This is a genomic window from Sporosarcina sp. ANT_H38 (assembly GCF_008369195.1).
In the GTDB taxonomy this organism is placed as follows: Bacteria; Bacillota; Bacilli; order Bacillales_A; family Planococcaceae; genus Sporosarcina.
Window position 1 is genome coordinate 79,420 of record NZ_VOBC01000001.1, and the last position, 22,497, is coordinate 101,916.

At 39.3% G+C, this 22,497-nt stretch carries 21 protein-coding genes; 16 read left to right on the top strand and 5 right to left on the bottom strand.

The annotated features are described in order from the left end of the window. Positions 1 to 38 precede the first annotated feature (38 nt). Entirely contained in the window at positions 39 to 941 is a 903-nt protein-coding gene (locus tag FQ087_RS00525; protein ID WP_149580687.1) for a cation diffusion facilitator family transporter, read from the bottom strand. A 353-nt stretch (positions 942 to 1,294) separates the two neighbouring features. Here FQ087_RS00525 and FQ087_RS00530 point away from each other — a divergent pair, with 353 nt between their 5' ends. The 5 genes from FQ087_RS00530 (at position 1,295) to argH (ending at position 8,133) form a co-directional block, all read left to right on the top strand. Then, positions 1,295 to 2,734, top strand: coding sequence for a spore germination protein (locus FQ087_RS00530; RefSeq protein ID WP_149578626.1), 1,440 nt, complete (start codon positions 1,295 to 1,297; stop codon positions 2,732 to 2,734). After that, complete coding sequence (locus tag FQ087_RS00535; RefSeq protein ID WP_370456020.1) at positions 2,735 to 3,814, top strand: GerAB/ArcD/ProY family transporter; 1,080 nt, start codon at positions 2,735 to 2,737, stop codon at positions 3,812 to 3,814. Further along, on the top strand, positions 3,811 to 4,914 hold the full coding sequence (locus FQ087_RS00540) for a Ger(x)C family spore germination protein (protein ID WP_188006590.1): 1,104 nt from the start codon (positions 3,811 to 3,813) through the stop codon (positions 4,912 to 4,914). Before FQ087_RS00535 ends, FQ087_RS00540 begins: the two co-directional genes overlap by 4 nt. 375 nt (positions 4,915 to 5,289) lie before the next feature. Beyond that, the gene (locus tag FQ087_RS00545) at positions 5,290 to 6,804 is read left to right on the top strand and encodes a Na+/H+ antiporter NhaC family protein (RefSeq protein ID WP_223145597.1); all 1,515 of its coding nucleotides are present in this window, start codon (positions 5,290 to 5,292) and stop codon (positions 6,802 to 6,804) included. Further along, positions 6,805 to 8,133: an argininosuccinate lyase gene (gene argH / locus FQ087_RS00550; RefSeq protein ID WP_149578629.1), complete on the top strand. Its 1,329-nt coding sequence runs from the start codon at positions 6,805 to 6,807 to the stop codon at positions 8,131 to 8,133. A 16-nt stretch (positions 8,134 to 8,149) separates the two neighbouring features. Here the strand turns inward: argH and FQ087_RS00555 are convergent, their stop codons facing one another. Together FQ087_RS00555 and FQ087_RS00560 are read right to left on the bottom strand one after the other, a co-directional pair. Then, positions 8,150 to 8,599 (bottom strand): hypothetical protein, encoded by a 450-nt coding sequence (locus FQ087_RS00555; protein ID WP_149578630.1) that lies wholly within the window; start codon positions 8,597 to 8,599, stop codon positions 8,150 to 8,152. 53 nt (positions 8,600 to 8,652) lie between these two features. Then, on the bottom strand, positions 8,653 to 9,432 hold the full coding sequence (locus FQ087_RS00560; protein ID WP_149578631.1) for an enoyl-ACP reductase FabI: 780 nt from the start codon (positions 9,430 to 9,432) through the stop codon (positions 8,653 to 8,655). Positions 9,433 to 9,649: 217 nt separating this feature from the next. On the opposite strand from FQ087_RS00560, the gene argC reads away from it, so the two are divergent. The 9 genes from argC (at position 9,650) to FQ087_RS00610 (ending at position 20,258) form a co-directional block, all read left to right on the top strand. Continuing rightward, complete coding sequence (gene argC, locus FQ087_RS00565) at positions 9,650 to 10,684, top strand: N-acetyl-gamma-glutamyl-phosphate reductase (protein WP_188006591.1); 1,035 nt, start codon at positions 9,650 to 9,652, stop codon at positions 10,682 to 10,684. 15 nt (positions 10,685 to 10,699) lie between these two features. Next, the gene (argJ, locus tag FQ087_RS00570) at positions 10,700 to 11,926 is read left to right on the top strand and encodes a bifunctional glutamate N-acetyltransferase/amino-acid acetyltransferase ArgJ (RefSeq protein ID WP_149578633.1); all 1,227 of its coding nucleotides are present in this window, start codon (positions 10,700 to 10,702) and stop codon (positions 11,924 to 11,926) included. Then, complete coding sequence (gene argB / locus FQ087_RS00575; protein ID WP_149578634.1) at positions 11,889 to 12,668, top strand: acetylglutamate kinase; 780 nt, start codon at positions 11,889 to 11,891, stop codon at positions 12,666 to 12,668. The genes argJ and argB overlap by 38 nt, the downstream gene beginning before the upstream one ends. Further along, positions 12,647 to 13,816, top strand: a complete 1,170-nt coding sequence (locus FQ087_RS00580) for an acetylornithine transaminase (protein WP_188006592.1) — start codon at positions 12,647 to 12,649, stop codon at positions 13,814 to 13,816. The genes argB and FQ087_RS00580 overlap by 22 nt, the downstream gene beginning before the upstream one ends. A gap of 454 nt (positions 13,817 to 14,270) precedes the next feature. Next, a complete protein-coding gene (locus FQ087_RS00590; RefSeq protein WP_255452254.1) occupies positions 14,271 to 14,546 on the top strand; it encodes a PD-(D/E)XK nuclease family transposase in 276 nt (91 codons plus the stop codon). A 201-nt stretch (positions 14,547 to 14,747) separates the two neighbouring features. Next, positions 14,748 to 15,743 (top strand): hypothetical protein, encoded by a 996-nt coding sequence (locus tag FQ087_RS00595; protein WP_149578638.1) that lies wholly within the window; start codon positions 14,748 to 14,750, stop codon positions 15,741 to 15,743. A gap of 368 nt (positions 15,744 to 16,111) precedes the next feature. Continuing rightward, positions 16,112 to 17,059: a stalk domain-containing protein gene (locus tag FQ087_RS00600; protein ID WP_149578639.1), complete on the top strand. Its 948-nt coding sequence runs from the start codon at positions 16,112 to 16,114 to the stop codon at positions 17,057 to 17,059. Between the two features lie 172 nt (positions 17,060 to 17,231). Further along, on the top strand, positions 17,232 to 18,773 hold the full coding sequence (locus FQ087_RS00605; RefSeq protein ID WP_149578640.1) for an S-layer homology domain-containing protein: 1,542 nt from the start codon (positions 17,232 to 17,234) through the stop codon (positions 18,771 to 18,773). Between the two features lie 105 nt (positions 18,774 to 18,878). Beyond that, positions 18,879 to 20,258 (top strand): S-layer homology domain-containing protein, encoded by a 1,380-nt coding sequence (locus tag FQ087_RS00610; RefSeq protein WP_149578641.1) that lies wholly within the window; start codon positions 18,879 to 18,881, stop codon positions 20,256 to 20,258. Between the two features lie 552 nt (positions 20,259 to 20,810). Here FQ087_RS00610 and FQ087_RS00615 read toward each other — a convergent pair. Both FQ087_RS00615 and FQ087_RS00620 read right to left on the bottom strand, forming a co-directional pair. Next, positions 20,811 to 21,032: a helix-turn-helix domain-containing protein gene (locus FQ087_RS00615; RefSeq protein ID WP_149578642.1), complete on the bottom strand. Its 222-nt coding sequence runs from the start codon at positions 21,030 to 21,032 to the stop codon at positions 20,811 to 20,813. A gap of 10 nt (positions 21,033 to 21,042) precedes the next feature. Then, entirely contained in the window at positions 21,043 to 21,525 is a 483-nt protein-coding gene (locus FQ087_RS00620; RefSeq protein WP_149578643.1) for a DUF2975 domain-containing protein, read from the bottom strand. A gap of 273 nt (positions 21,526 to 21,798) precedes the next feature. On the opposite strand from FQ087_RS00620, the gene FQ087_RS00625 reads away from it, so the two are divergent. Beyond that, positions 21,799 to 22,122 carry a hypothetical protein gene (locus tag FQ087_RS00625; protein ID WP_255452102.1) on the top strand — a complete coding sequence of 108 codons (324 nt, stop codon included), beginning with the start codon at positions 21,799 to 21,801 and terminating at the stop codon, positions 22,120 to 22,122. Further along, positions 22,100 to 22,228 carry a hypothetical protein gene (locus tag FQ087_RS22770; protein WP_255452103.1) on the top strand — a complete coding sequence of 43 codons (129 nt, stop codon included), beginning with the start codon at positions 22,100 to 22,102 and terminating at the stop codon, positions 22,226 to 22,228. The genes FQ087_RS00625 and FQ087_RS22770 overlap by 23 nt, the downstream gene beginning before the upstream one ends. Positions 22,229 to 22,497 lie beyond the last annotated feature (269 nt).

Genomic DNA, 22,497 nt, shown 5'->3' on the forward strand with positions numbered 1-22,497 from the left:
TAAAACAGCGTACATGTCAACTGACATGTACGCTGTTTTTATTTATCATCCTCATACCAAGGATTCAAGTGAATCAAGACTTCATCTACATCTTCATGACACTCCATGATAGTGTCTCTAATTTTATGGGCAACATCATGCCCTTTTTGGATTGTCATTTCACCAGGAGCACCAATCCTTAGGTCAACTAAAATATAATGTCCATGCTCCCGGGCGCGCAAGCGGTCAATTCGCTTCACTTCTGGAATTGTCATGATTAATGCAGCGAATTCATCCAACCTATCCTGACTTATGTTTTTTTCCATCAGGACATCCATTGCTTCTTTACCGATAACATATGCAAGTTTGAGCACTAAAAATGACACGATAATTCCCGCAACTGGATCACCATAAGCGAGGATATGAATTTCGTACAGATCACCAATAAGTGCAAGTCCGATGCCTAGAACAGCTGCGAGTGAAGCGTAGACGTCTGCTAAGTGGTCATACGCAGTTGCGATCAATCCTTTACTATTGGTCAATTTACCAATACGGATTGTATAGACATACAAGGCCTGTTTCCAAATCAGTGATATGAATGCAGTCAGTAAAGCAATAAAACTAGCTTTGGCCGGTTCTTCAAAAAGTGCAGAAATCGCTTCATATGCAATATAAAGTGCGGCAATCCCTAAAATCAGTGCCACGATAGCAGAGCTGATAACTTCTGCTTTTCCGTGTCCATAAGGGTGATCATCATCCGCGGGACGTTTGGAAATTCGCATCGACGTTAAGGCGGCACCACTGGCAATTACATCGCCTGCATTATGGAAACCATCAGCTAGAAGAACAGGACTTTGAAAGAGGAATCCGACAACAAGTTTAATGCATGTTAGGAGGATATTGCTTATCAAACTGATCCAAACGGCAATTAGTGAAGAACTAGAATGACTATGCTTATTCATCATTGATGACCTCCTATTCTTATGTTTCCCGAGGGAAACAAAAAACCTTGACAGGCTCCTGTCAAGGTTTCGGTGTATCCGTATAATCGTTAAAGTTGAATGCATTCATAGCTATCACTCGCTAAATTAAGACGTTTTGCAATTATAACACTGTGAGATTCAGACAGCAAGGCAAAGGTTGAAGACTTTGAATGGACTCTCGCATTGATCAAATGCGTAAACGTCAAATAAGGAATTAGAAATAGCTGCACTTCATTCTGAGCTGTCTCAATCTAGAAGCCAACTTCTTGTATAAACGATTGTGATTTAGGAGATATTGATAAGAATATGACACGGATAAGAAGGTGATAGAGATGGGTTTTTCGAATGACCAAAACGACAAAGTTCTCATTACAATTGACGCGATTAATGCTGAGTTAGATGGCATAAATGATGCCGTATTTAAAGACATTCAAACAGACGGGGAAATCGTAACGGTCATTTATCTCAGTTCTCTTATCGATAATCTCACTCTACACAGAACAGTAATTGCACCATTGTTAACTAACAAGGATGACATATTGAAAGCTGCTGAAGTTCCTAAGAAAATTACTATCACTAGCATCTTGTCCTCAATTACCGATGGGGATACGATTGTTTATTTTCATGAAAAGAATTTATTCGTAACTGTGAATACATATAGCCCTCCAACAAGTTCAATCGCTCAGTCAGATGCAGAATCAACGGTTAGCGGTCCTCGCGATGTACTTACCGAGTCGTTGCAAACAAATCTATCTCTTATTAAGAGAAGAATTAAAAACACAAACTTGAAAAGTAGGGACTTCATCATAGGGACAGAGACAAACACTAAGCTTGTGGTCGTCTATATGGAGACAATCGTCCATCAGGAAAATTTGGATCGCGTCTTTAAAAACATAGATGAGATGGATTGGCCAGGGTTTAATGATATTACTATAGTTAGCCAGATAATGGAAACTCATAAATACTCTCCATTTACACAATATCATATGACAGAACGACCCGATTTTGTAACATCATCACTACTGGATGGACGAATTGTGATTATGATGGAGAATACTCAAGGGGCCTTGATTTGTCCAAGTACATTTTTTGAATTTTTCATGTCCCCTGAGGATGAGTATAACCGCTGGACAACGGCTACGTTATTGCGTTGTTTACGCTTTTTTGGTTTCTTTTTGACAATTATGCTAACTCCTTTTTATATTTCAGCGCTATCTTTTCACCCGGAGATATTACCATTCGAAATATTGATTAATCTACAAGAGTCACGTAGTAAGGTTCCTTTTCCTCCCGTCATTGAAGTTCTTTTCATGGAACTTGTTATTGAAGTGTTAAGAGAAGCGGGATCACGCATGCCGACAAAAATTGGACAAACGATTGGTATCGTTGGAGGTATCGTTATTGGGACCGCGGCTGTTGAAGCGGGTCTAGTCAGCAATACACTTATTGTATTAGTAGCGATTTCGGCATTGCTGTCCTTTCTACCTCCAAGTTTTACAATGAGTAATTCGAGTCGTGTTATACGCTATCTCTTTATCATATCTGCAGGTATTTTTGGTCTTTATGGACAGATGATTGCCTTTGCGTGGCTCATGATTCATTTGTTGAATTTAACCTCTTTGGGAACTCCTTATATGACACCTTTAATCCCAAGAAAATGGTCGGATCTAATGGACAATGTTATCCGGTTGCCGATTCATCTTCAAAAACAAAAAAAGGGTGTCTCAAGAGCTATGACCAAAAAAGTTCCTCCAACAAAGGGGGAAAAGTAAATGATGGATCAAACAAAACAATTGAATGGTTACCATGTCGTGTTTCTCGTTCAAAACGTTATGATGGGGACCACTTTATTGTTATTACCAAATTTATTAAGTTCAGTGGGCTATAGTCAGTGGTGGTTACCGCTTATGTTTGCGCTTATCGCAAACCTCTTATTAATTCCCATGGTATGGCTGATGTCACAATATAGCGCGTATAATTTATTTGCCATTCATGAAACATTACTTGGTAAATGGTTGGGGAAAGGAATAAATGTTTTACTAATCCTCTATTTAATAGTCCTTATAGCGGCTACTTGTGAAGGCTATTTAGAGCTTATACAAGTTGTTGCGCTGCAGGATCGAACGATCACTGGGCCTCTTTTTATTTTTTTTCTGTTACTTGTTTATATTGTAAGTGGCGGTATCAAATCAATCGCACGCTTCTGTATCATCAGTTTCTTCCTTGTTACTTGGATGATCTATTTCATGAAATGGGGAATAACTGAGGGAGATATTAGGCACGCTTTGCCTCTATTTAACTTTTCAATGCAGGAGTTATTTACCGCAACTAAAAACGGTTTTTTTTCGATGGCGGGATTTGAATTAATCTTGTTTTACTTTCCGTATATTATTCATCAAAAAAAAGTATTTAAACAAGCCTCATTGGGCATATGGATATGTGGAATCCTGTACTTTATAACGGCTTTTGTTAGTGTAATGTATTATTCTGAGTGGCAACTGGAAAATGTATTGTACCCGGTATTGTATTTATTTAATGCGGTAAAATTTTCTTTTCTCGAACGAGTTGACGTTATAGCCATAACGTTATGGGTATTTTTTATTCTATCGACAGCCTCCGCTTATTTGTGGGTTGTTAAAAAGGGGATTGATTCAATTCGGGCATCAGAAAACAAATCTCATTTATACATTATTTCCTTAATCATTTACATCTTCATTAACATTCAGTTTCCAGAAGAATTTCAAAACAAACTTTATGAGCGTGTGCATTTTGTAAGCTATGGGTTTATGATTTGGCCAATATTTTTATGCATTATTCATGTATTGAAAGCCAAAAAAGAAGGTGTGAAATGAAACAGAGTATAGTTATACTACTAATTAGTTGTTCCCTGTTGTTAATTGGATGTACGGAAGAATCAAAGCGCACATCTATAGAAGATTTGGGGATGGTTAGTAGCATCGCATTTGATGTAGCAAATGATAAAGAGATGAAAATGACAGTGTCAGTTCCTCATCCAACAACTGAATTACCGAAAAACACACAAACGTATTCAGTCGATACACAACTCATACAAGAAGGGCTTGTGAAAGTGTCCTCACAGGCTGATAAAATGATTATCTTAAATCAGCTGAGAACGTTGTTGTTTAGCGAGGAACTCGCAAGAAATGGTAAAGTAGCCGAAGTGATTGAGCATTTCTATAGAAATTCGACTGTAGGAAATAATGTTCGAATTGCTATCGTGAAAGATCGTGCGGAAGATTTTCTAAAAGCGGAATTTCCAGACAAACCTAATATTGATACTTATTTAAATGATTTGCTGCAACCTGCGCATCATACGTCTTTTAGTCCTTTTACAACGCTACATGATTTTCAGTACTCGGAAAGCAATCCTATTTATTTCTCAATGACTCCCTACTTAGAACTTGAAAAGGAGTCATTTAAAATTGCGAGTGTTGCTTTGTTTGATAGAGGGAAAATGTTAGACACGATATCAACCAAGGAAGCTTTAATCGTTCAGGCTTTAATAGGGAAAGGAAAACTTCCGCCGCTTGCCATTAAGCTGGATGAACCTTCAGATAAAGAACAATTACAGATCCAACTTGTTAAAAATAAAGTGAAAATAACAGGTAACCGAAATATAGAAGCTCCAAAATTGAAGATTGCACTTAACTTGCAAGGAACCTTATATGAATATAAAGGGGATAAGGATTTAGGTAAAATAAAGGAATATAAAGAGTTGGAAACAGAAGTGAGTAAGTATGTTAAAAAAGACGTAGAAGACGTTATTAAGAAACTTCAGGAATTAGAAGTCGATCCCGTTGGCTTTAGTGAATATTTCAGAATGTACCATAAGGGAAGATGGACAGAAGAGCTATCAAAAAAAATAATGGTTTCTGGAGATTTTAAGGTAACAGTAGATTTTAAACTGCTTAATACTGGAGCATTAAAGTAGGTAGATAAATGGACAATTTTGTGTGCGCAACTACTAGTTGCGCTTTTTATATTTTAAAAAACGGTTGCAATCAAGTAAGGGTGTAATTATAATACAATATAATGAATAAATATTCGTTCATCAGTCAGAATTCAGCTTGTTATTATAGCGTGAATTTTTGTGGAATACTGGTGAATGAGCGTTTTAAGAATTGAAAACAGTATGCTATGTGTACAATTGGAATTTAAATACTTCTAGGCGTGGGGTGAATTTATTTATAATGAGCAGGAAATTATATGTTGCGTATTAATAGGTCTTAGAAAATAATACACATTACAATGGAATTTATAATTATACATGTTCTGTGAATGGAAGAGGGGATTTTAAGTGGAACATATGGGTATTGTATCTATACTACCTCCAATATTGGCTGTCATATTAGCTATCGTAACGAAAAACGTCATCATTTCGCTATTTTCTGGTACATACTTTGGTGTTTTACTATTGGTAGGCGGTCGACCTCTCGAAGCTACAATGGAGACAATCGGAAATTATTTGTTTCCACAAGTGGCGGACAGCTATAATGCTGCTGTATTAGTTTTACTGTTTTTCATAGGGGGATTTGTTGCGCTTATGGAGAAGTCGGGTGGTGGTGCGGCTCTTGCAGAAAAAGCGACGAAGTTCATAAATACACGTATGAAAGCACAACTAGCTGCCTGGTTTGGTGGAGTACTCATCTTTTTCTCCGATATAGGAACGCCTCTTATAGTAGGTCCTGTGTTTGAGAAGATTTTCGATGCAACGAAAATTTCCAGAGAGAAGCTTGCTTGGATTATTGACTCAACATCATCTCCGGTTGCGGTTTTAGTCCCGTTCATCGGTTGGGGTGTTTACATAATGGGGCTCATTAAAAATGAATTTGATTTGTTGGGCATCACGACTTCAGAATTCAGCACGTTAGTACAGGTCATTCCGTTTCAATTTTATGCAATTTTAGCTGTTTCAATGGTACCACTTATGGCGATAACAAAATTGGATTTCGGCCCTATGGCGAAAGCGGAAAGACGTATTCAACAGACGGGCGAACTTTATTGGTCAACGTCAACACCTCTACGAAAAGCGGAGGAAGGCGAGGACATGACCAAGGGGAGTCATACAAATTTAATACTGCTTCCTTTAGCGGTGTTGTTTATTACGTTATTCGGACTTTTGATTTCGTTCGGATTCCCCTTAAAGCCGGTACCTGGTAATGATTTTAGGGTTGCTTTGTCGACAGCCTATCTATTTGCAGCAATTACAATTGTCATATTAATGCTTGTCTACAAAGTAAAAAAGTTTGATGAGATTTTCACGATTTATACATCAGGTATGCAGAAAATGGTGTATGTCGCAGTCACACTTGTCTTAGCATGGTCACTAGGTAAAGTGATCAATGAAATGGGAACAGCAACTTTTATTGTTGAAGTGATGCAGGGAAATGTCCCCGCTTTCATCATCCCGGCCATTCTTTTCCTTGTCGGCGCAGGAATGGCTCTCGCGTCAGGAACATCTTGGGGGACGTTCGCCATCATGCTTCCAATTGCTATACCAATGGCTGTCGCACTCGATGCGCATCTGTTAGTCTGTATAGGAGCAGTCCTATCAGGAGGAATCTTCGGAGACCATTGTTCACCGATTTCAGATACAACGATTTTATCATCGACAGGGGCAGGAGCCGATCATATCGATCACGTAAAAACACAATTTCCATATGCCCTTCTTAACGGAGCGATAGCGTTAGTCGGATTTATCGTTGCAGGTATTACAGGTAGTGCACTTACTTTGGTTTTGACAATTGTTCTTCTTGTTTTGGCAGTGATTTTATTATCTAAATTGAATGCTAGAAAATACGGAAAAGGAGTGGAAGTATAAATGAAACTTTGGGGCGGACGTTTTACAAGTCGTGCAGATGAAATAATGGAGCAATTTAACACTTCATTACCTGTGGATCATAGATTGTATAAAGAGGATATAGCAGGAAGCTTAGCGCATGTTACGATGCTGGTGCACTGTGATTTATTAACACCAGAAGAAGGCGAAATGCTTGTTGGCGGGCTCCAATCCATTTTACAGGATATCGAAACGGGTACAATTAAAATTGAAGGCAATTACGAGGATATCCATTCTTTCGTAGAAATGCATTTGACTGAACGCATTGGGGAAACGGGGAAGAAACTTCATACTGCGCGCAGTCGAAATGATCAAGTCGCAGTGGACATGCGTTTGTATGCAAAAGGCAAGGCGGCACAAGTGATGGACAGCCTTCAAACGCTTATCGATTCACTAAATACTAAAGGGGCGGCAAACAACGTAATTATGCCTGGTTATACTCATTTACAGCGTGCGCAGGTTGTTACGTTTAGTCATCATTTAGGGGCTTATGCACAAATGTTCAAAAGGGATAAAAAGCGTATTAGCAATGCGATTGATATTTTGGATGAAAACCCATTGGGCTGCGGAGCGCTTGCAGGAACAACGCATAACATCGACCGCGACGTGACGACTGCGTTATTAGGTTTTGCAAAACCTGTGGATAATTTCCTAGATGGCGTTAGTGATCGTGATTATTTACTTGAACTGATGTCGGATTTCTCGATTGTTATGATGCACTTGAGCCGATTGAGCGAGGAACTTATTTTATGGAGTAGCCAAGAATTCAAATTCATCAATATGGCAGATGCCTATTCCACGGGAAGTAGCATTATGCCGCAAAAGAAAAATCCTGATGCTGCGGAATTAATTCGCGGTAAAACGGGACGTGTCTATGGATCCCTGTTTTCATTGTTGACGACACTGAAAGGGTTGCCTCTTACTTATAATAAAGACATGCAGGAAGATAAAGAACAATTTTTCGACGCTTTAGATACAGTAATGGACTGTCTTGAAATCATGTCGAAAATGGTTGATACACTGCATGTCAATGCGGATAATATGAAAGCAGCGATTAAAGCAGGCTTCCTAAACGCGACAGAAGTTGCCGATTATTTGGTCGGCAAAGGAACAGCATTCCGTGATGCACATGAAATCGTGGGCAAGCTTATTATTTATTGTGAGCAACAGAAGAAAGCAATTGAGGATTTGACGGTTGAAGAGTTGGCTACGTTTAGCAAGCAAATTACGGATGATATATACGATTATATCGATTATGAAAATATTATTACAAAAGGGAATAAGCACTTGATGAAGCAAGTGGGGGAATAAAGGGAGGGACTGTCTGCTAGATGACAGTCCTTTTTTCTGTTGTGGGGACTGGTGAGCCGGAGAAATAATCGGTGTGCAGCGATATATAGTCGGTCAGCGATGTAATATGCTTGGTGTTCATGGATATATGATCGGTCAGCGATGTTAAATGATTGGTGCGCAGTGGAATATGATCGGTCAGCGATGTTAAATGATTGGTGCGCAGCGGAATATGATCGGTCAGCGATGTTAAATGATTGGTGTGCAGCGATATGTGATCGGTCAGTGATGTTAAATGATTGGTGTGTAGTGATATATGGTCGTTCATCGATGTAATATGCTTGGTGTTCATGCATATATGATCGGTCAGCGTTGTTAAATGCTTGGTGTGCAGCGATATATAGTCGGTCAGCGATGTTAAATGCTCGGTGTGCAGTGATACACGATGCGGTAGCATACTTATTTTATCGCTGGCTGCAATCTCCATAACAAAACAAAAAAATAGCTTGAAAGGACAACTTATCCTTTCAAGCTATTTTCTCAACCCATAATATTATAGCCAGCATCTACATAAATGATTTCACCAGTTACGCCGCGGGACAGATTGCTCAATGTTACTAGTGTCATGTCCGCCACTTCTTCTTGTGTTACATTGCGTCTTAATGGAGCTTGTTCTTCAATTTGAGTCAAAATCGTATTGAAGGAAGCTATCCCTTTAGCAGATAGCGTGCGAATCGCACCCGCTGAAATTGCATTGACGCGGATATTTTCTTTCCCCAAATCGAACGCTAAGTATTTCACAGATGCTTCAAGCGCTGCTTTTGCAACACCCATCACATTATAGCCGTCAAGCACACGCTGTGCGCCCAAATAACTCATTGTTACGATTGAACCGCCGTCTGTCATGAATGGACGGGCTTCTCTAGCGGTGGCAATGAGCGAATAAGAACTCGTATCCTGCGCAAATGCATAGCCACTTCTCGTAGTCTCAACGAAGTCATTTTTCAAATCCTCAGCATGAGCAAATGCAAGCGAGTGGACAACACCATGAATTGTACCGACTTCAGCACCAATTTTACCGAATGCTTCGTGGATACTTACATCTTCATTTACATCACATTGCACAATCAGTTTCGCCTCAAAACCGGCAGCAATTAACAGCTTCTCAAGTTTAGCAAGTGAACGCTCTTTTCTATATGTGAAGATTACATTTGCACCGACTGCAAAAAGTGTTTTTGCCACGCCCCAAGCAATACTCCGTTCATTTGCCACGCCCATTACAACAATATTTTTACCTTTAATTTTAAGTAAGTCTTCCATAGTAACCTCCTGAGTAGGTAATGAAAATGTATATACCTATTATTAGTACCAGATGCTAAAGGAATTATAGCATATTTGTTCAGATATTGTGAATAGCTACAAGTTAAAAATGAAAACGTATTCAAAAACACACTGTTCAAATATAAATAAAAATACAGTTGACTTTATAATTATGCATACATATAATGAGGATAACTTATAAACAGGGGTGATTGTAATGAAAGTAGGAATCATTGGCGCATCAGGGTATGGTGGACTTGAGTTGATCCGGCTACTGCACAACCACCCTGAAGTCGAACAAATTGAATTATTCACTTCATCTGAAGAAGGAACGGTATTTTCGCATAAGTATTCACATCTTATGAATATAGTCGATCAGTCACTACAAAAAATAGAGCTAGATAGATTAGCAGAATTCGATGTCGTTTTTTCAAGTGCTCCTGCTGGTGTAGCGAGTACATTGCTTCCTCCGTTAATCGGAAAAGGACCAAAGCTTATCGATTTGTCAGGAGATTTCCGTTTAAAAAATCTGTCTCAATATGAGCAGTGGTATAAAAAAGAGCCTGCACCTGCTTTAGCTGTTGAACAAAGCGTATATGGATTGACTGAATGGAATTATGATGCAATCCGGCAAGCGCAGTTAATTGCCAATCCGGGTTGTTATCCAACGGCGGTATTGTTGTCGCTTTTGCCATTGTTGAAAGCAAATGCAATCGATGCGAGCCAGTTAATTATCGATGCAAAGAGTGGCGTATCCGGTGCCGGCAATCAGCCAAGTCAAATGACACATTTCAGCGAGACGAATGAAAATACAGCTATCTATAAATTAAATCAGCATCAGCATATCCCCGAAATTGAGCAGGCCTTTGCATTGTTTGCAAAAGAAATACCACCTATCACATTTAGTACGCATCTCGTTCCGATGACAAGGGGAATTCTAGCGACGAGCTATGCACCAGTTGTGGAAGGGGTGTCGGAAGCTCAGCTCATAGAGTGTCTGAAAGATTCATATGCAAATCATCCATTTGTCCGTGTTATGCACGAAAAAGATAAGTTTGGCACCAATCAAGTATACGGCTCAAACTTTTGTGATTTGCTCGTAAAAGTTGACCCGCGGACGAATCGGGCAACAATCGTTTCTGTCATCGACAACTTAGTAAAAGGGGCAGCAGGGCAAGCAATTCAAAATATGAACGTACAATTCGGTCTCAAGGAAATAACTGGCCTGTCACTTGTCCCGGCATTTATCTAACTTAGGGGGAGTATTATGACGACAAATTTTTCAGCACTAAAGCGTATATCGGGAAATAACATCGTATCCCCAATTGGTTTCAAAGCTACAGGCATCCATTGTGGGATTAAATATAAAAAAAATGATTTGGCACTGCTCGTTAGCGAAGTACCAGCAAATGTTGCGGGAGTGTTTACAACGAATGCAATTCAGGCTGCACCACTAATTGTCACAAAAGAAGCCATGCAGCAAACGGGGAAAATGCAGGCGATCATTGTTAATTCGGGAAATGCGAATGCGTGTACGGGTCAGCAAGGATTGAAAGACGCCCGACTCATGCAACAAAAAGCTGCAGAAAAACTAGGAATCGCACCTGAGTTAGTTGGAGTTGCATCGACTGGAATTATTGGTGAAATGATGCGAATGGAACCGATTGTAAAAGGGATTCAAAAACTTCAACCAAATTCTGATTTAGAAGGCTCGATTTTGTTTTCACAAGCGATTCTTACGACTGATACAGTTACGAAAAATACAGCGTACAGCACAGTAATTGATGGTGAAAAAGTCATTATCGCTGGAACTGCAAAGGGCTCGGGAATGATTGATCCGAATATGGCAACAATGCTCGGTTTTATCACAACGGATGCTAGTATCGAATCCATTCATCTGCAGGCCGCACTCAAAACGGTTACGGATTTAACATTCAACTCCATTACTGTGGATGGCGATACTTCTACAAATGATATGGTGCTTGTTATGGCGAACGGCATGGCGGGGAATAATTCGTTGACACCGGCACATCCAGACTGGGAACAATTCATAGAAACTTTACATGCTGTTTCTCGAGACCTTGCGAAAATGATTGCGAAGGATGGAGAAGGTGCGACGAAGCTTATTGAAGTTGAAGTATCAGGAGCAGTTTCGGATATCGAGGCACGTAAGATTGCCAAAACAGTGGTTGGTTCACCGCTTGTGAAAACAGCTATCTTTGGTTGCGACGCCAACTGGGGAAGAATTATCGCTGCTGTAGGCTATAGTGGGGCAACGCTGGATCCAAATACGATTAAAATTAAGATTGGACCTACACCTGTTGTTGAAAACGGGGAGCCACTCCCATTTTCTGAAGCGCAATTACTTGCCTATTTGAAACAACCGGAAGTGAAAATCTTTGTCGATGTTCATCAGGGGAACGGTAAAGGAGTAGCATGGGGGTGCGACTTAACATATGACTATGTCCAAATCAACGCAACATATCGCTCGTAAACGAGTGGTTGTAAAGCTAGGTGGAAGTATGCTAGAAGGGTTGAATGAAGACTTTTTCGCGAATATTATACAACTGCAAAAAGCCGATAATGATGTTGTGCTTGTTCACGGAGGGGGACCTTTTATTAATAAAGAACTTGCCAAAAATAAAGTGTTATCATCCGTAGTTAACGGTATCCGTGTTACGTCGAAAGAGGCAGTAGGTATCGTTCAATCGACATTGATTGGTCAAGTAAATCCAGCCCTCGTTCATCAATTGAATAAAGGTGGCATCGATGCGATAGGACTAAGCGGATACGATGGGAAACTTTTAACATGTACAGTTTTGAATGAAAAATTGTACGGTTTTGTTGGAGAAATCCTGGATGTCCGCACAGAATTAATAGAAACGCTTCTTGATGATGGGCTTGTGCCAGTTATTTCGTGCATCGGTGCAACAGAAGATGGAGCTCCTCTCAACATCAATGCGGACATCGTCGCAAGTAAGATTGCTCTGGCAATAAATGCAGACAGCCTACTACTTGTGACAGATACTCCTGGCATTCAAATAGAAGGAAGTGTTAGACAAACTGCATCACCGACAGAAATTGTCCAGTGGATTGAAACAGGCGAAATATACGGTGGCATGTTACCGAAAGTAAAAGCTGCACTTGATTGTCTAGATGCAGGCATTCCATCGGTGCAAATTATCGGACCGCAATTAGAAGGTACCACAATTAAATGCGAGGAGGTTTTCATTTGACTACGCTATTTCAAAATTACACACGTCGTTCAGTCCATCTTGTAAAAGGGCAGGGTACAGTCGTAACGGATGATAATGGAAAAGAATACCTTGACTTCATAAGTGGAATCGCGGTCGTCAGTCTTGGTCATGCACATCCAGCGCTCGTTAAAGCAGTCAAACAGCAAAGTGAAAAGCTATGGCATGTGTCAAACTTATTCGAAAGCCCAGAGCAGGAGCTGTTAGCAGCTAAGCTTGTAAAAGATACATCTTTCAGCCATGCTTTTTTCTGTAATAGCGGTGCTGAAGCAAATGAAGCAGCGATTAAATTAGCTCGAAAACATACAAAGAAAAACGTCATTATTACATTTGAACAATCTTTTCATGGCCGGACATTTGGCGCCATGTCTGCAACTGGGCAAGCCAAGGTTCGCGAGGGCTTCGGTCCACTACTGGAAACATTTCGTATCATTCCATACAATGACGAACAACAACTAGCAGCTGCGATTGACGGTGATGTAGCTGCAATTATGCTAGAAGTTATTCAAGGAGAGGGAGGCGTAAATCAGATCGACCCTGACTTTGCTCAAAAAATAGCGGAAATCTGTAAGTCAAAAGGTATTCTGCTCATTGTCGATGAAGTGCAGACTGGGATTGGCCGGACGGGAACCCGATATGCCTACGAGCAGACAGTGCTTGAGCCGGACATTATTACGCTTGCCAAAGGATTGGGCGGGGGATTCCCAATTGGCGCGATGCTAGGATCGGGTGAGCTTTTTCAGTCATTCGGACCAGGAACGCATGGCACGACATTTGGTGGCAATCCATTAGCTGTCGCAGTCGCGCAAACGGTTGTTGACATTGTATTTAAAAAGAAATTTCTGCAAGAAGTTGAAGATAAATCGGAGTACCTAATCGAAAAACTGCAGACATTATTGCCTCAAAATCAATTTTCCATTCTTGGGGCGGGCCTGTTGATAGGCGTTAAATGTGAAAAGGAAATCCTACCGTTCATCCAACAAGCAGAACAGGCTGGATTGTTACTAGTTCAAGCAGGCACCAACGTCATTCGTCTATTACCGCCATTAACGGTTACATACGAAGAAATTGATCAAGCAGTGGCCATTCTTTCTGCCATTCTTCTTGCTGAAAAAGTAACTATTTTATAATGGGGTTTTGAATTAAGGTGTTCAGTGAAGCGCTATTCAATAGACCTCTGCCTAAAGGTTAATATAAAAAGAGCCGCTGAAAATGCGGGTCTTTTTGTTTTGTGAGCATAAAATCTGGCGCGCCAATCATATAAATTTATAGATCTCTTTATATAGTAGTTAGTGGGATATTCAGTCATACAACTTGCAGCTAGATTTTTTGAATGCCATTTTAAGTGATACTATTTTTCCGGTAGATTTAACAGATCCGAATCTCGAACTTGCCCAAGCGAACGATAAACTGTAAGTGATGGACATGCGGGTTGTGATGGATCAAGGCGCGCAAATTAATGTGGAACGCCAGTTGCGGGGGCATCAAGCATTTCCTGAACGTACGCTTTTGTACTTGGTAAAAATGTTTGCTAGTTAGGACTAAAGCGGAAAAGACTATATCTTGTAAAACAAGGCTATTCAAATTGTGATTGTCGATTTCAAAACATTGCAAACATACCATTTTCATAGTATGTTTCAGTTAATCGATCTGGAAGATGGAACCATTTTTTCTGACCATGCCGAGATTCATGTGCTTGAATTAACAAAGATAGGGATTCGGCGACTACAGGACACCGATACACTCGAAAAATGGTTAAAGGAAACTTTGTTTATGAAAAGCTCGACAATGAAAGAAGCATTCAAAGAAATTCAACGTTTGAGTCAAGTCCCTAAAACCCGCGCGATTGCCATCCCATGAGAAATCCAGCTGAAAGACCAAATGCAACGGGAATATGATGCAATAGAAATAGGAAGGGAAGAGGCTACGGATGTTAGTTCTTAAATCACTAGCATTGCATTAACTTTCGGTCTCAGTTAATGCAATGCTAGTGATTAGTAATAGTGGTTTTAAGATTTTATGCCAGGCACCCATACAAGTTCTAAGAAATAGGTGAATGATTTGAAAAGACGAAAGCAAAAACGTGATTGGAAACGGGTAGGTTCTGAGCTGTTGGCGTTCGCTTTATTCGTTTTTTTGATTTTCATCATTATTGATAACTTGCAAGAGAACGAAGACATTAAACTAGGGTTAGAAATGAATGCAGTGACTGCAACCATTTATGATAAGACCGCTGAAAAGCACCTCTTCAGTGGAATGTCATATATGGTACTGTTACAGCCGGGACTGGTAGAAAAAACGAAATGGCAAATTCCTCCTGGCTATCGGGCGGGCGTTTCGAAATCGGAGTTCGAAATGCTAGAAGTAGGTGACACAATCGATGGGCATTCAGTCGAAGGTGTCTTTTATACGCCAAGTGAACTTAAGTATGAAGATAGGTCGTTATACATCGTGTTATTTCTAGTAGGCATTTATCCACTAGGGTACATTTGTTATTTGCTATTTAAAATTAAAAAGTTTGAAGAGTTTGTCGATAGGCATGATTTCGGAGTGGGCGTTATCATGTACACAGTATTCTGGGGAGGGCTACTTGTTTTTCTTCTTTTTATGTATCGTGACATGGCTGCGGACTTGAAAAATGGCTATGAAAAATTTTATGGGAAGGATTACATAGAAACCGTAGCGACAATTACGGATCATCATTCCTACTCTGGTACGGGTAGGGACTATCAACAGTATTATTACTTGGCACTCACATACCAGGATGAGTCTGGAGAGCGGTTTAACTTAACAAAAGAAGTGAGAAGGAACACGTATCGCAACTATGTAGATGGTGAGTTGCCGATAAACTATAAAAAAGACAATCCATACAATGCATTTGCCCAGAAGACGGAAAAAAGAGATGTCTTTAATTTCTTAACGTCTCAGGAGATGTTCATGCACTTTCTCATCATTTTCATAACTGTACTGCTCAGCTACGCTCTCTTTTTGATGAATCGAAAACGGCGGACAGGTAGTTATTGGACAAAGACCGATAAAAATCGTAGAGATGTGTAACTTTTTTAATTGTGCTAGGTACTGAAACGATTAGGAACTGTATGAGTGCTAGCACTTTAATTTCAAAAGAGGAAGCAATGGTGATTCTTGACAAGGATATCTATTTTAAACCTTATTATGTTTATGATAGTAATCAGAAAGTGATGAAATCTATGCTGATGATTGATTGCCATACTTTTGTGGATGCTATGACAGGAGAGGTAGTTTTAGAATAGTAATAAATTCTAATGGAGGGTTGTCGCATAAATACTAATCATAAAGCACCGCCGCCCAATCATATCCCATACTGGCATCACGAAAAAATTGTAACTTTTACCATCGCTTTCCGTCAAATACAATGAGGAACGCAAAGAGAGGAGAGAAGTAGAATGAAAAAAATAGGTACAATCGCATTAGCAGCACTATTAGCAGGAAGTGTAGTAGGTGGCTATTCTGCACAAGCTCAGGAAAAGGTTACAGAAGCCATAAGCGAAAAAGAACAAGTTACGACAAACTTTATGAAAGCTACTGGCGTAATTAAAGAAATTGAAAAAGAAGAAGCGGGAATCCGTGTAACGATTGAAAATGAAGATAAAATTATTACGATTTTACGCATCAATGATGAGTCCTTGCTATTTAATAGTGGGACGACAAAATCTCTAAAACAAGCAGACTTGAAAAAAGGTGCAACTATAGCAGCTTATTATGATAAAAACAAGCCGATGATCCTGATTTATCCGACAACAGTAACACCGGAAATGGTCGTTGTAAACGATGAAGAAGTTTTCGGTGAAGTGAAAGTCAGCCAGTTTGACAAAGAATTCTTAAGTTTAGATGGCGAGTTGAAATTGAATATCGGCAAAGATACGCCCCTTTTCAATCAACAAGGTAAAGCAATCGAATTGAAAGAGTTGAATGGTAAAGAATTGATGGTATTTTACTCAATCACAACGAGAAGCATACCACCACAAACACCACCAACTAAAATTATCGCTTTGGATAATGCAACAGTAGAAGCACCTGAAGTAGAGCCTGAAGAACAACCTGAAGTATCAACAGGTGTACAGGAAATCATCGCTAACGACCACTACATGAAAGATGGCGTGAAGATGATTCCACTTCGTAAAGTTGCTGAGCATCTGGGCTATCAAGTTCTTTCTCAACCAAAAGTTAATGGTATACTTGTTACATTAGATAACAGTTCATTCACAATTAAACGTGGTGACAAAATGTATGGCTATAACAAAAGTGTCAGTAAATTTGAAGTTGCACCTGAGCTGAAAGGTATGAAAACATACGTTTCAGAAGACTTCCTTGAGCTATTAATTCAAAACTAACAACCGAAAAGCATGGCGTATGAAAAAGAGCCTGAAACGATGGGACTGCCTTATAAAAGGCAGACGTTTCAGGCTTTTTACTATGTTATTTAATGAAAAATGACTATACAGAATCTTTAATCTACTGTACTGTTGATATATAATCTGTCAATAGAAAAGGAGTTTATGTTTGATGAAAAAGTTTTTGATGTTTTTTACTGCTCTCCTAGTTATGTTCACTGCAATCGGCAATGTTTCTGCGGCACCATTATTCAAAGACGTCGATGATAAATACGGGTCGAAAGCAGAATTAGATTTTTTGGCGAAGCGGGGTATTATCTTTGCAGACCCTGCACAAAACTTTGGTGTGAATGAAGAAATTACGCGCCTTGAAGCTTCAGCTATGATCATAAGGGCGTTAGTTCTCGAAACAGTAGACCGACCCGATCCGAACTTCATCGACGTCACTCCTGAAGACGAAGGATACGATATCATCGCTACAATAACCCATGAAGGTATCGTCAACGGCAATGCGGACGGCGAATTCATGCCTAACGATAATTTAACAAGAGGACAGATGGCAGCGATTTTAGTTAACGCTTTTGAATTGAAGGGAACTACAGATCAGGCTTTCAAAGATGTAGATTCAGCATACTGGGCGTCTGATTCGATTAAAACGTTATTGGCCAATAAAATCACAACAGGTTACCCAAACAATACATATAAGCCGACAGCATTCATTACGAAAGCGAATTTCGGTGTGTTCCTCGCGCGAATATTAAATCCGGAATTTAAACAACAGCCTGTCTGCTATAAATCTGACGGTAAAAAGACGGCTGTCGTTAATGTACAGGTAACGAACTTATGGAAATCACCGAATAACAATCGTGTAGTGGACCGTCCATCTATTACGAATCCTACCGACATCCAAAAGTGGGCGAAAAGCATGTCTGTCAGTCAAAAATTATGGCTTGTTGGTCGAACGGATACGCAGGCCTTATATGGACAGGAAGTCGTTATTTTGAAAAGTAGCGGAAACTGGCATGAAATTGCCGTTAAGGACCAATACAAACCTAGGAATAAAGCTGGTTATCCAGGATGGGTCCCGAAAACACATGTGACAGAAGTACAGAATGATTATACAGATTGCCAACTAGCAATCGTTGATACGAATATCGCTACTCTTTATAATGAACCGAAAAAGGCCAACAAATTTATGGATATTAGCTACACGACAACTCTTCCAGTCATAAAAGAAGAGGGTGAATGGGTCCATGTTCAAACGCCAACTAGCGGTGTGAAGTTTTTACGCAAGCAAGATACCAAAGTAGTCGAAAGCTTTGCTGCAATACCAAAACCTACTCAAAAAGACATTGTAGATAGCGCCAAGATGTTCCTTGGTCTTCCGTATGTCTGGTCTGGTGTATCGGGCTTCGGCTTCGACTGTTCGGGCCTCATTCATTCTGTGTACAAAAATCACGGCATCATGATTCCGCGTGATTCATTCGTCCAAGCAGTTAACGGCACGCCTGTTGCCAGGAAAAATATGCAACCAGGTGACTTACTGTTTTTTGCGTATAATCAAGGCAAAGGAAAGGTCTATCACGTCGGCATGTATATAGGAAAAGGTCAAATGATTCACGCACCTAATTCAAGCAGAAACGTCGAAATTGTATCCATTGATACACACCCATACAAAGCAAACTATGCGGGCTCAAGAAGGTATTTGAAATAAAGGAATTGTTACCGTTGAATCAATGGGAGAACGAGATTTTCCATATTCAACACTGAAATCAGTAGTAATTCTGTGGTATAATTTGGAAGTGGAGGAGGTCTATACTTGAGAAAAAACATTATGACACTCGTTGTGTTGTTACTTCTGTTGTCAATGCTGCCAATATCAAAGGCGGAAGCGCAGGTACAGTTTTCTGATTTACATGGATACGGTGCAACAAAGGAAATCATGTATCTCTATGACAAGCATATTATCAGCGGCTATCCAGACGGAACGTTTAGACCAAATCAACCAATTACTCGTGCCCAGGCAGCTGTAATGTTACTTAAAGCACTAGATATCAAGGTAATTGATAATCCGACAGCGATTTTTAAGGATGTATCAAATACGTCAAATTATTATAAAATACTGGCGACAATTAACGAAAAAGGCATTATTCGTGGGGACAAAGGTTATATGCGTCCTGGAGAAATCACAACGCGTGCTCAAATGGCGGCAATCTTACGAAGAGCATTCAATCTCCCATTAGATGGTCAACAAGCCTATCGCGATGTATCCTCGTCCCATTGGGCATTCTCTGATATTAACAGTATTGCCAAACATCGAATATCGGGCGGTTACCCGGATGGAACTTTTAAACCGTCAATTGCAGTCACTCGGGCCCAATTCTCTACGTTTCTTGCTCGTGCACTCAACGATGACATGAAGCTCGATTCTGAAAAGTCGATTGTTATTGAAAAAGGGACAAAGATAGAACGGGATGGTTGGTTATATACGATAAAAAATAATAACCTTGTGAAAATCAGCCAAAAGACAAAAGAGGAAGTTATACTATTTTCCATCAGTGATTTCCCAATTACAGATGGTTATGTGGAAGAACGTCTAGGAAATGGCTTTCCAATCATATTGCATAATGATGAAATTTTTATACCTTACTGGGGAGGAGTCAGTATAATGACCGATAGACCAGTACATTATGGGCTAATGAAAACTTCGATAGAAGACGGGAAATACGAAGAGATCTATATGGAAGGGGTCAAGAAAAGTAATAGCATTCGAAATGTGTATATCTGGAACAATCGAATCTACTATACATCCGAACAAGAACAACGGTATTTTGACTATATCTTCGATGATACAGTAAATATAGATGACCCACTTTTCCTTTACTCTGCCAATTTAGACGGCAGTAATGCGAAGAGGGAGACCCCCTCGACGTTTGATGCTCGAGTCATCTTTGATAACTTGAAGGAAATAAACGACCATGTACAATACGGTATTGCGAATGTTACACAAAATAACAAGTCGATTAAATTCGATGATTCGACGATGTATTATTTTAATGAAAAAGGTGTCTTCACTTATAGTTTGCTAGATGGAAAAACGAAAAAACTCTCAACTATTCAAGCGAAAGACATGACCGTAACAGATACGGGAATCGTTATTGAAGATGTTAGGGGCAAAAAACACACAATGAAAAAATAAAGAAAAAGCATGTACTAATTTAATTTTGCACATATAATTAACGAAAGTACCACTTGTGTTTGTTAACTGAAATTAACCAGTTAATTACTACTTACTTTTGTGATGAAATCTTAGGCACTCTATGTACAATTACTTTAGGGTCCCTTTAGACTGAACTGCTACTACACCATTATCGGGGTTTCTTACTGCGTAGTGATGCGATTTTGTCGCGTCACTACGCAGTTTTTTTTAATAATCGTTTGGTGGTCTTTCGTCCGTCGTTCTCCGCAGCTACAGGTATACTAAGTTCTAAAGCTCCTGTGAACGAGTGAATCACCACTTTTCTATCTAGCAAGACGCAACCAAAAATGAAATCTTGGCTGCTGAATTCATCTTTATAGCATTTCCTTATCTATATTAATTAAGTGTCACTTTCTATATGGCATTACACTGTAACTTGTATGGTCATTGCAATAATTAGCAATGAAGGCTTTATTAAAAGCGATAGAGTGCCCGAAATTTCATCTTCAATTAAAGCACCTCGTTAGGTGAAAAATTTGTTTTCTGGTTTAATTAGCCCAAAGTGTCTTTGTCACCTTTGTATTCTAAAATATCCCCTGGCTGACAGTCCAAAGCCTTACAAATAGCTTCTAAAGTTGATAATCGAATCGCTTTTGCCTTTCCGTTTTTCAATATAGAAAGGTTAGCCATTGTTATTCCAACCCTCTCCGAAAGTTCTGTTACACTCATTTTCCATTTAGCCAACATCACATCAATGTTGATTATAATTGCCATGTTATTCACCTCAGACTATTAAGTCATTTTCTGATTTTATATCGATGGCTTCTTGTAAAAGCCTTTGAAGAACAGCAGCGAAGACTGAAATTACCATAGAAGCAAAAATAATGACCAATCCGATTACTATAACCCCTGGGGCGTCGTCTTTTTCCCCTACGAGAAAAAAGAGTGGCATGCCTACTACATACAAGATACTGATTGTGATTGCACAATCTTTGATAGTTTTTAAAGCCTTTACAGATAAATCCGAGAAAGCTTTATTGTTGTCAATATAGCTTAAAAGTTTAAAAGCTTGATACAGAGCAAAGTAAAACGGTATGGCCGCTGCATACAAATCGATTAAAAAGAGATATTTAATAAAAGCAATATCTGGATACAATTCCGCTGCATAATTCGCTATCTCAGGTACCAAAAATATGCACAGAGCAAGAACTGGAATCCCAATAAAAATAACAGCTATCTTTAAAAAGAGTGTTGTTCCTCGTTTCATAAAAGCACCCCGCTTATTTATTATTAATTTTATTTTAACATATCTTTATCGTTTTGCGATAAAGATATGTTGTTTATAATTTATATGGTTATTGTTTTAGAAATATGCTATTAATTTTTAACAAAGCTAAAAAGCATTCCTCATTACAATGAAATGATTGAAAACTTTAAACGATTCAATGGAATTCCAAACACAAACATAAAGCCTTAAACATAAGATAACAATAAGGCAGTAAAATACGAATCACTATCCCGAAAAAGGATGTGTTTAGGCGTGTACAACAATTTTAGTCAAAATCCAAATTCAAAATACACGCTGGGCGATCTCTTAAAAGGGAAAGATCTTGAAATCGTAGCCGCCTCACTCCTTTTGCTTGGCAAACTAAAAGTTGATTCCGCCCAATTATTTAGAGATAAACCCGTTATTTCCGTTACATTGTTGGGAGAATTCAAGCACCTAAATGATAACAAAGTGAATGAAATGGCTGATTTTTTAGAGGGAAACGGGGATTTGACATTAGACGAGTTATTCGAGGGAATAAAAAGGCGAATGGATAAAGGCAGGAGGAACGAAAGTGGGAGAAACAACCAGTTTTGACGCCAGTAAATTTATCAATACTGTCATATTAATCGTATTTCTTCTTCTCCTGGTTTTCGGTTCAACAAATTTAGGAGGATTGACGGAAGTGGAAGATTTAGGATGATTATAGAGGTGTCTTCATCATACAAGCGAAAAAGCTGAACCACAGGCAAACAGGACTCCCAAGAAATCAAAGGGTCCTGTTTTATTCGTTATTGCTAAAATTGATCTGTCTACATAAGAAGTTTGCTATGCTTTAAGCGTATTAAATCAACCAACTTTAAAATTCCTTTATCCTCAATACGCTTCAATAATTCGATGAATAGATGAGCCGTTGTCAGTGAATCTCTAAGCGCTCGGTGCCTGTTCAAATGTTCGTGTACTAAATATACG

Coding starts and splice junctions, on each gene's coding strand:
- FQ087_RS00525 (WP_149580687.1), bottom strand. CDS start 941: ATGAATAAGCATAGTCATTCTAGTTCTTCACTAATTGCCGTTTGGATC.
- FQ087_RS00530 (WP_149578626.1), top strand. CDS start 1,295: ATGGGTTTTTCGAATGACCAAAACGACAAAGTTCTCATTACAATTGAC.
- FQ087_RS00535 (WP_370456020.1), top strand. CDS start 2,735: ATGATGGATCAAACAAAACAATTGAATGGTTACCATGTCGTGTTTCTC.
- FQ087_RS00540 (WP_188006590.1), top strand. CDS start 3,811: ATGAAACAGAGTATAGTTATACTACTAATTAGTTGTTCCCTGTTGTTA.
- FQ087_RS00545 (WP_223145597.1), top strand. CDS start 5,290: ATGGGTATTGTATCTATACTACCTCCAATATTGGCTGTCATATTAGCT.
- argH (WP_149578629.1), top strand. CDS start 6,805: ATGAAACTTTGGGGCGGACGTTTTACAAGTCGTGCAGATGAAATAATG.
- FQ087_RS00555 (WP_149578630.1), bottom strand. CDS start 8,599: ATGGAGATTGCAGCCAGCGATAAAATAAGTATGCTACCGCATCGTGTA.
- FQ087_RS00560 (WP_149578631.1), bottom strand. CDS start 9,432: ATGGAAGACTTACTTAAAATTAAAGGTAAAAATATTGTTGTAATGGGC.
- argC (WP_188006591.1), top strand. CDS start 9,650: ATGAAAGTAGGAATCATTGGCGCATCAGGGTATGGTGGACTTGAGTTG.
- argJ (WP_149578633.1), top strand. CDS start 10,700: ATGACGACAAATTTTTCAGCACTAAAGCGTATATCGGGAAATAACATC.
- argB (WP_149578634.1), top strand. CDS start 11,889: ATGACTATGTCCAAATCAACGCAACATATCGCTCGTAAACGAGTGGTT.
- FQ087_RS00580 (WP_188006592.1), top strand. CDS start 12,647: ATGCGAGGAGGTTTTCATTTGACTACGCTATTTCAAAATTACACACGT.
- FQ087_RS00600 (WP_149578639.1), top strand. CDS start 16,112: ATGAAAAAAATAGGTACAATCGCATTAGCAGCACTATTAGCAGGAAGT.
- FQ087_RS00605 (WP_149578640.1), top strand. CDS start 17,232: ATGAAAAAGTTTTTGATGTTTTTTACTGCTCTCCTAGTTATGTTCACT.
- FQ087_RS00615 (WP_149578642.1), bottom strand. CDS start 21,032: ATGGCAATTATAATCAACATTGATGTGATGTTGGCTAAATGGAAAATG.
- FQ087_RS00620 (WP_149578643.1), bottom strand. CDS start 21,525: ATGAAACGAGGAACAACACTCTTTTTAAAGATAGCTGTTATTTTTATT.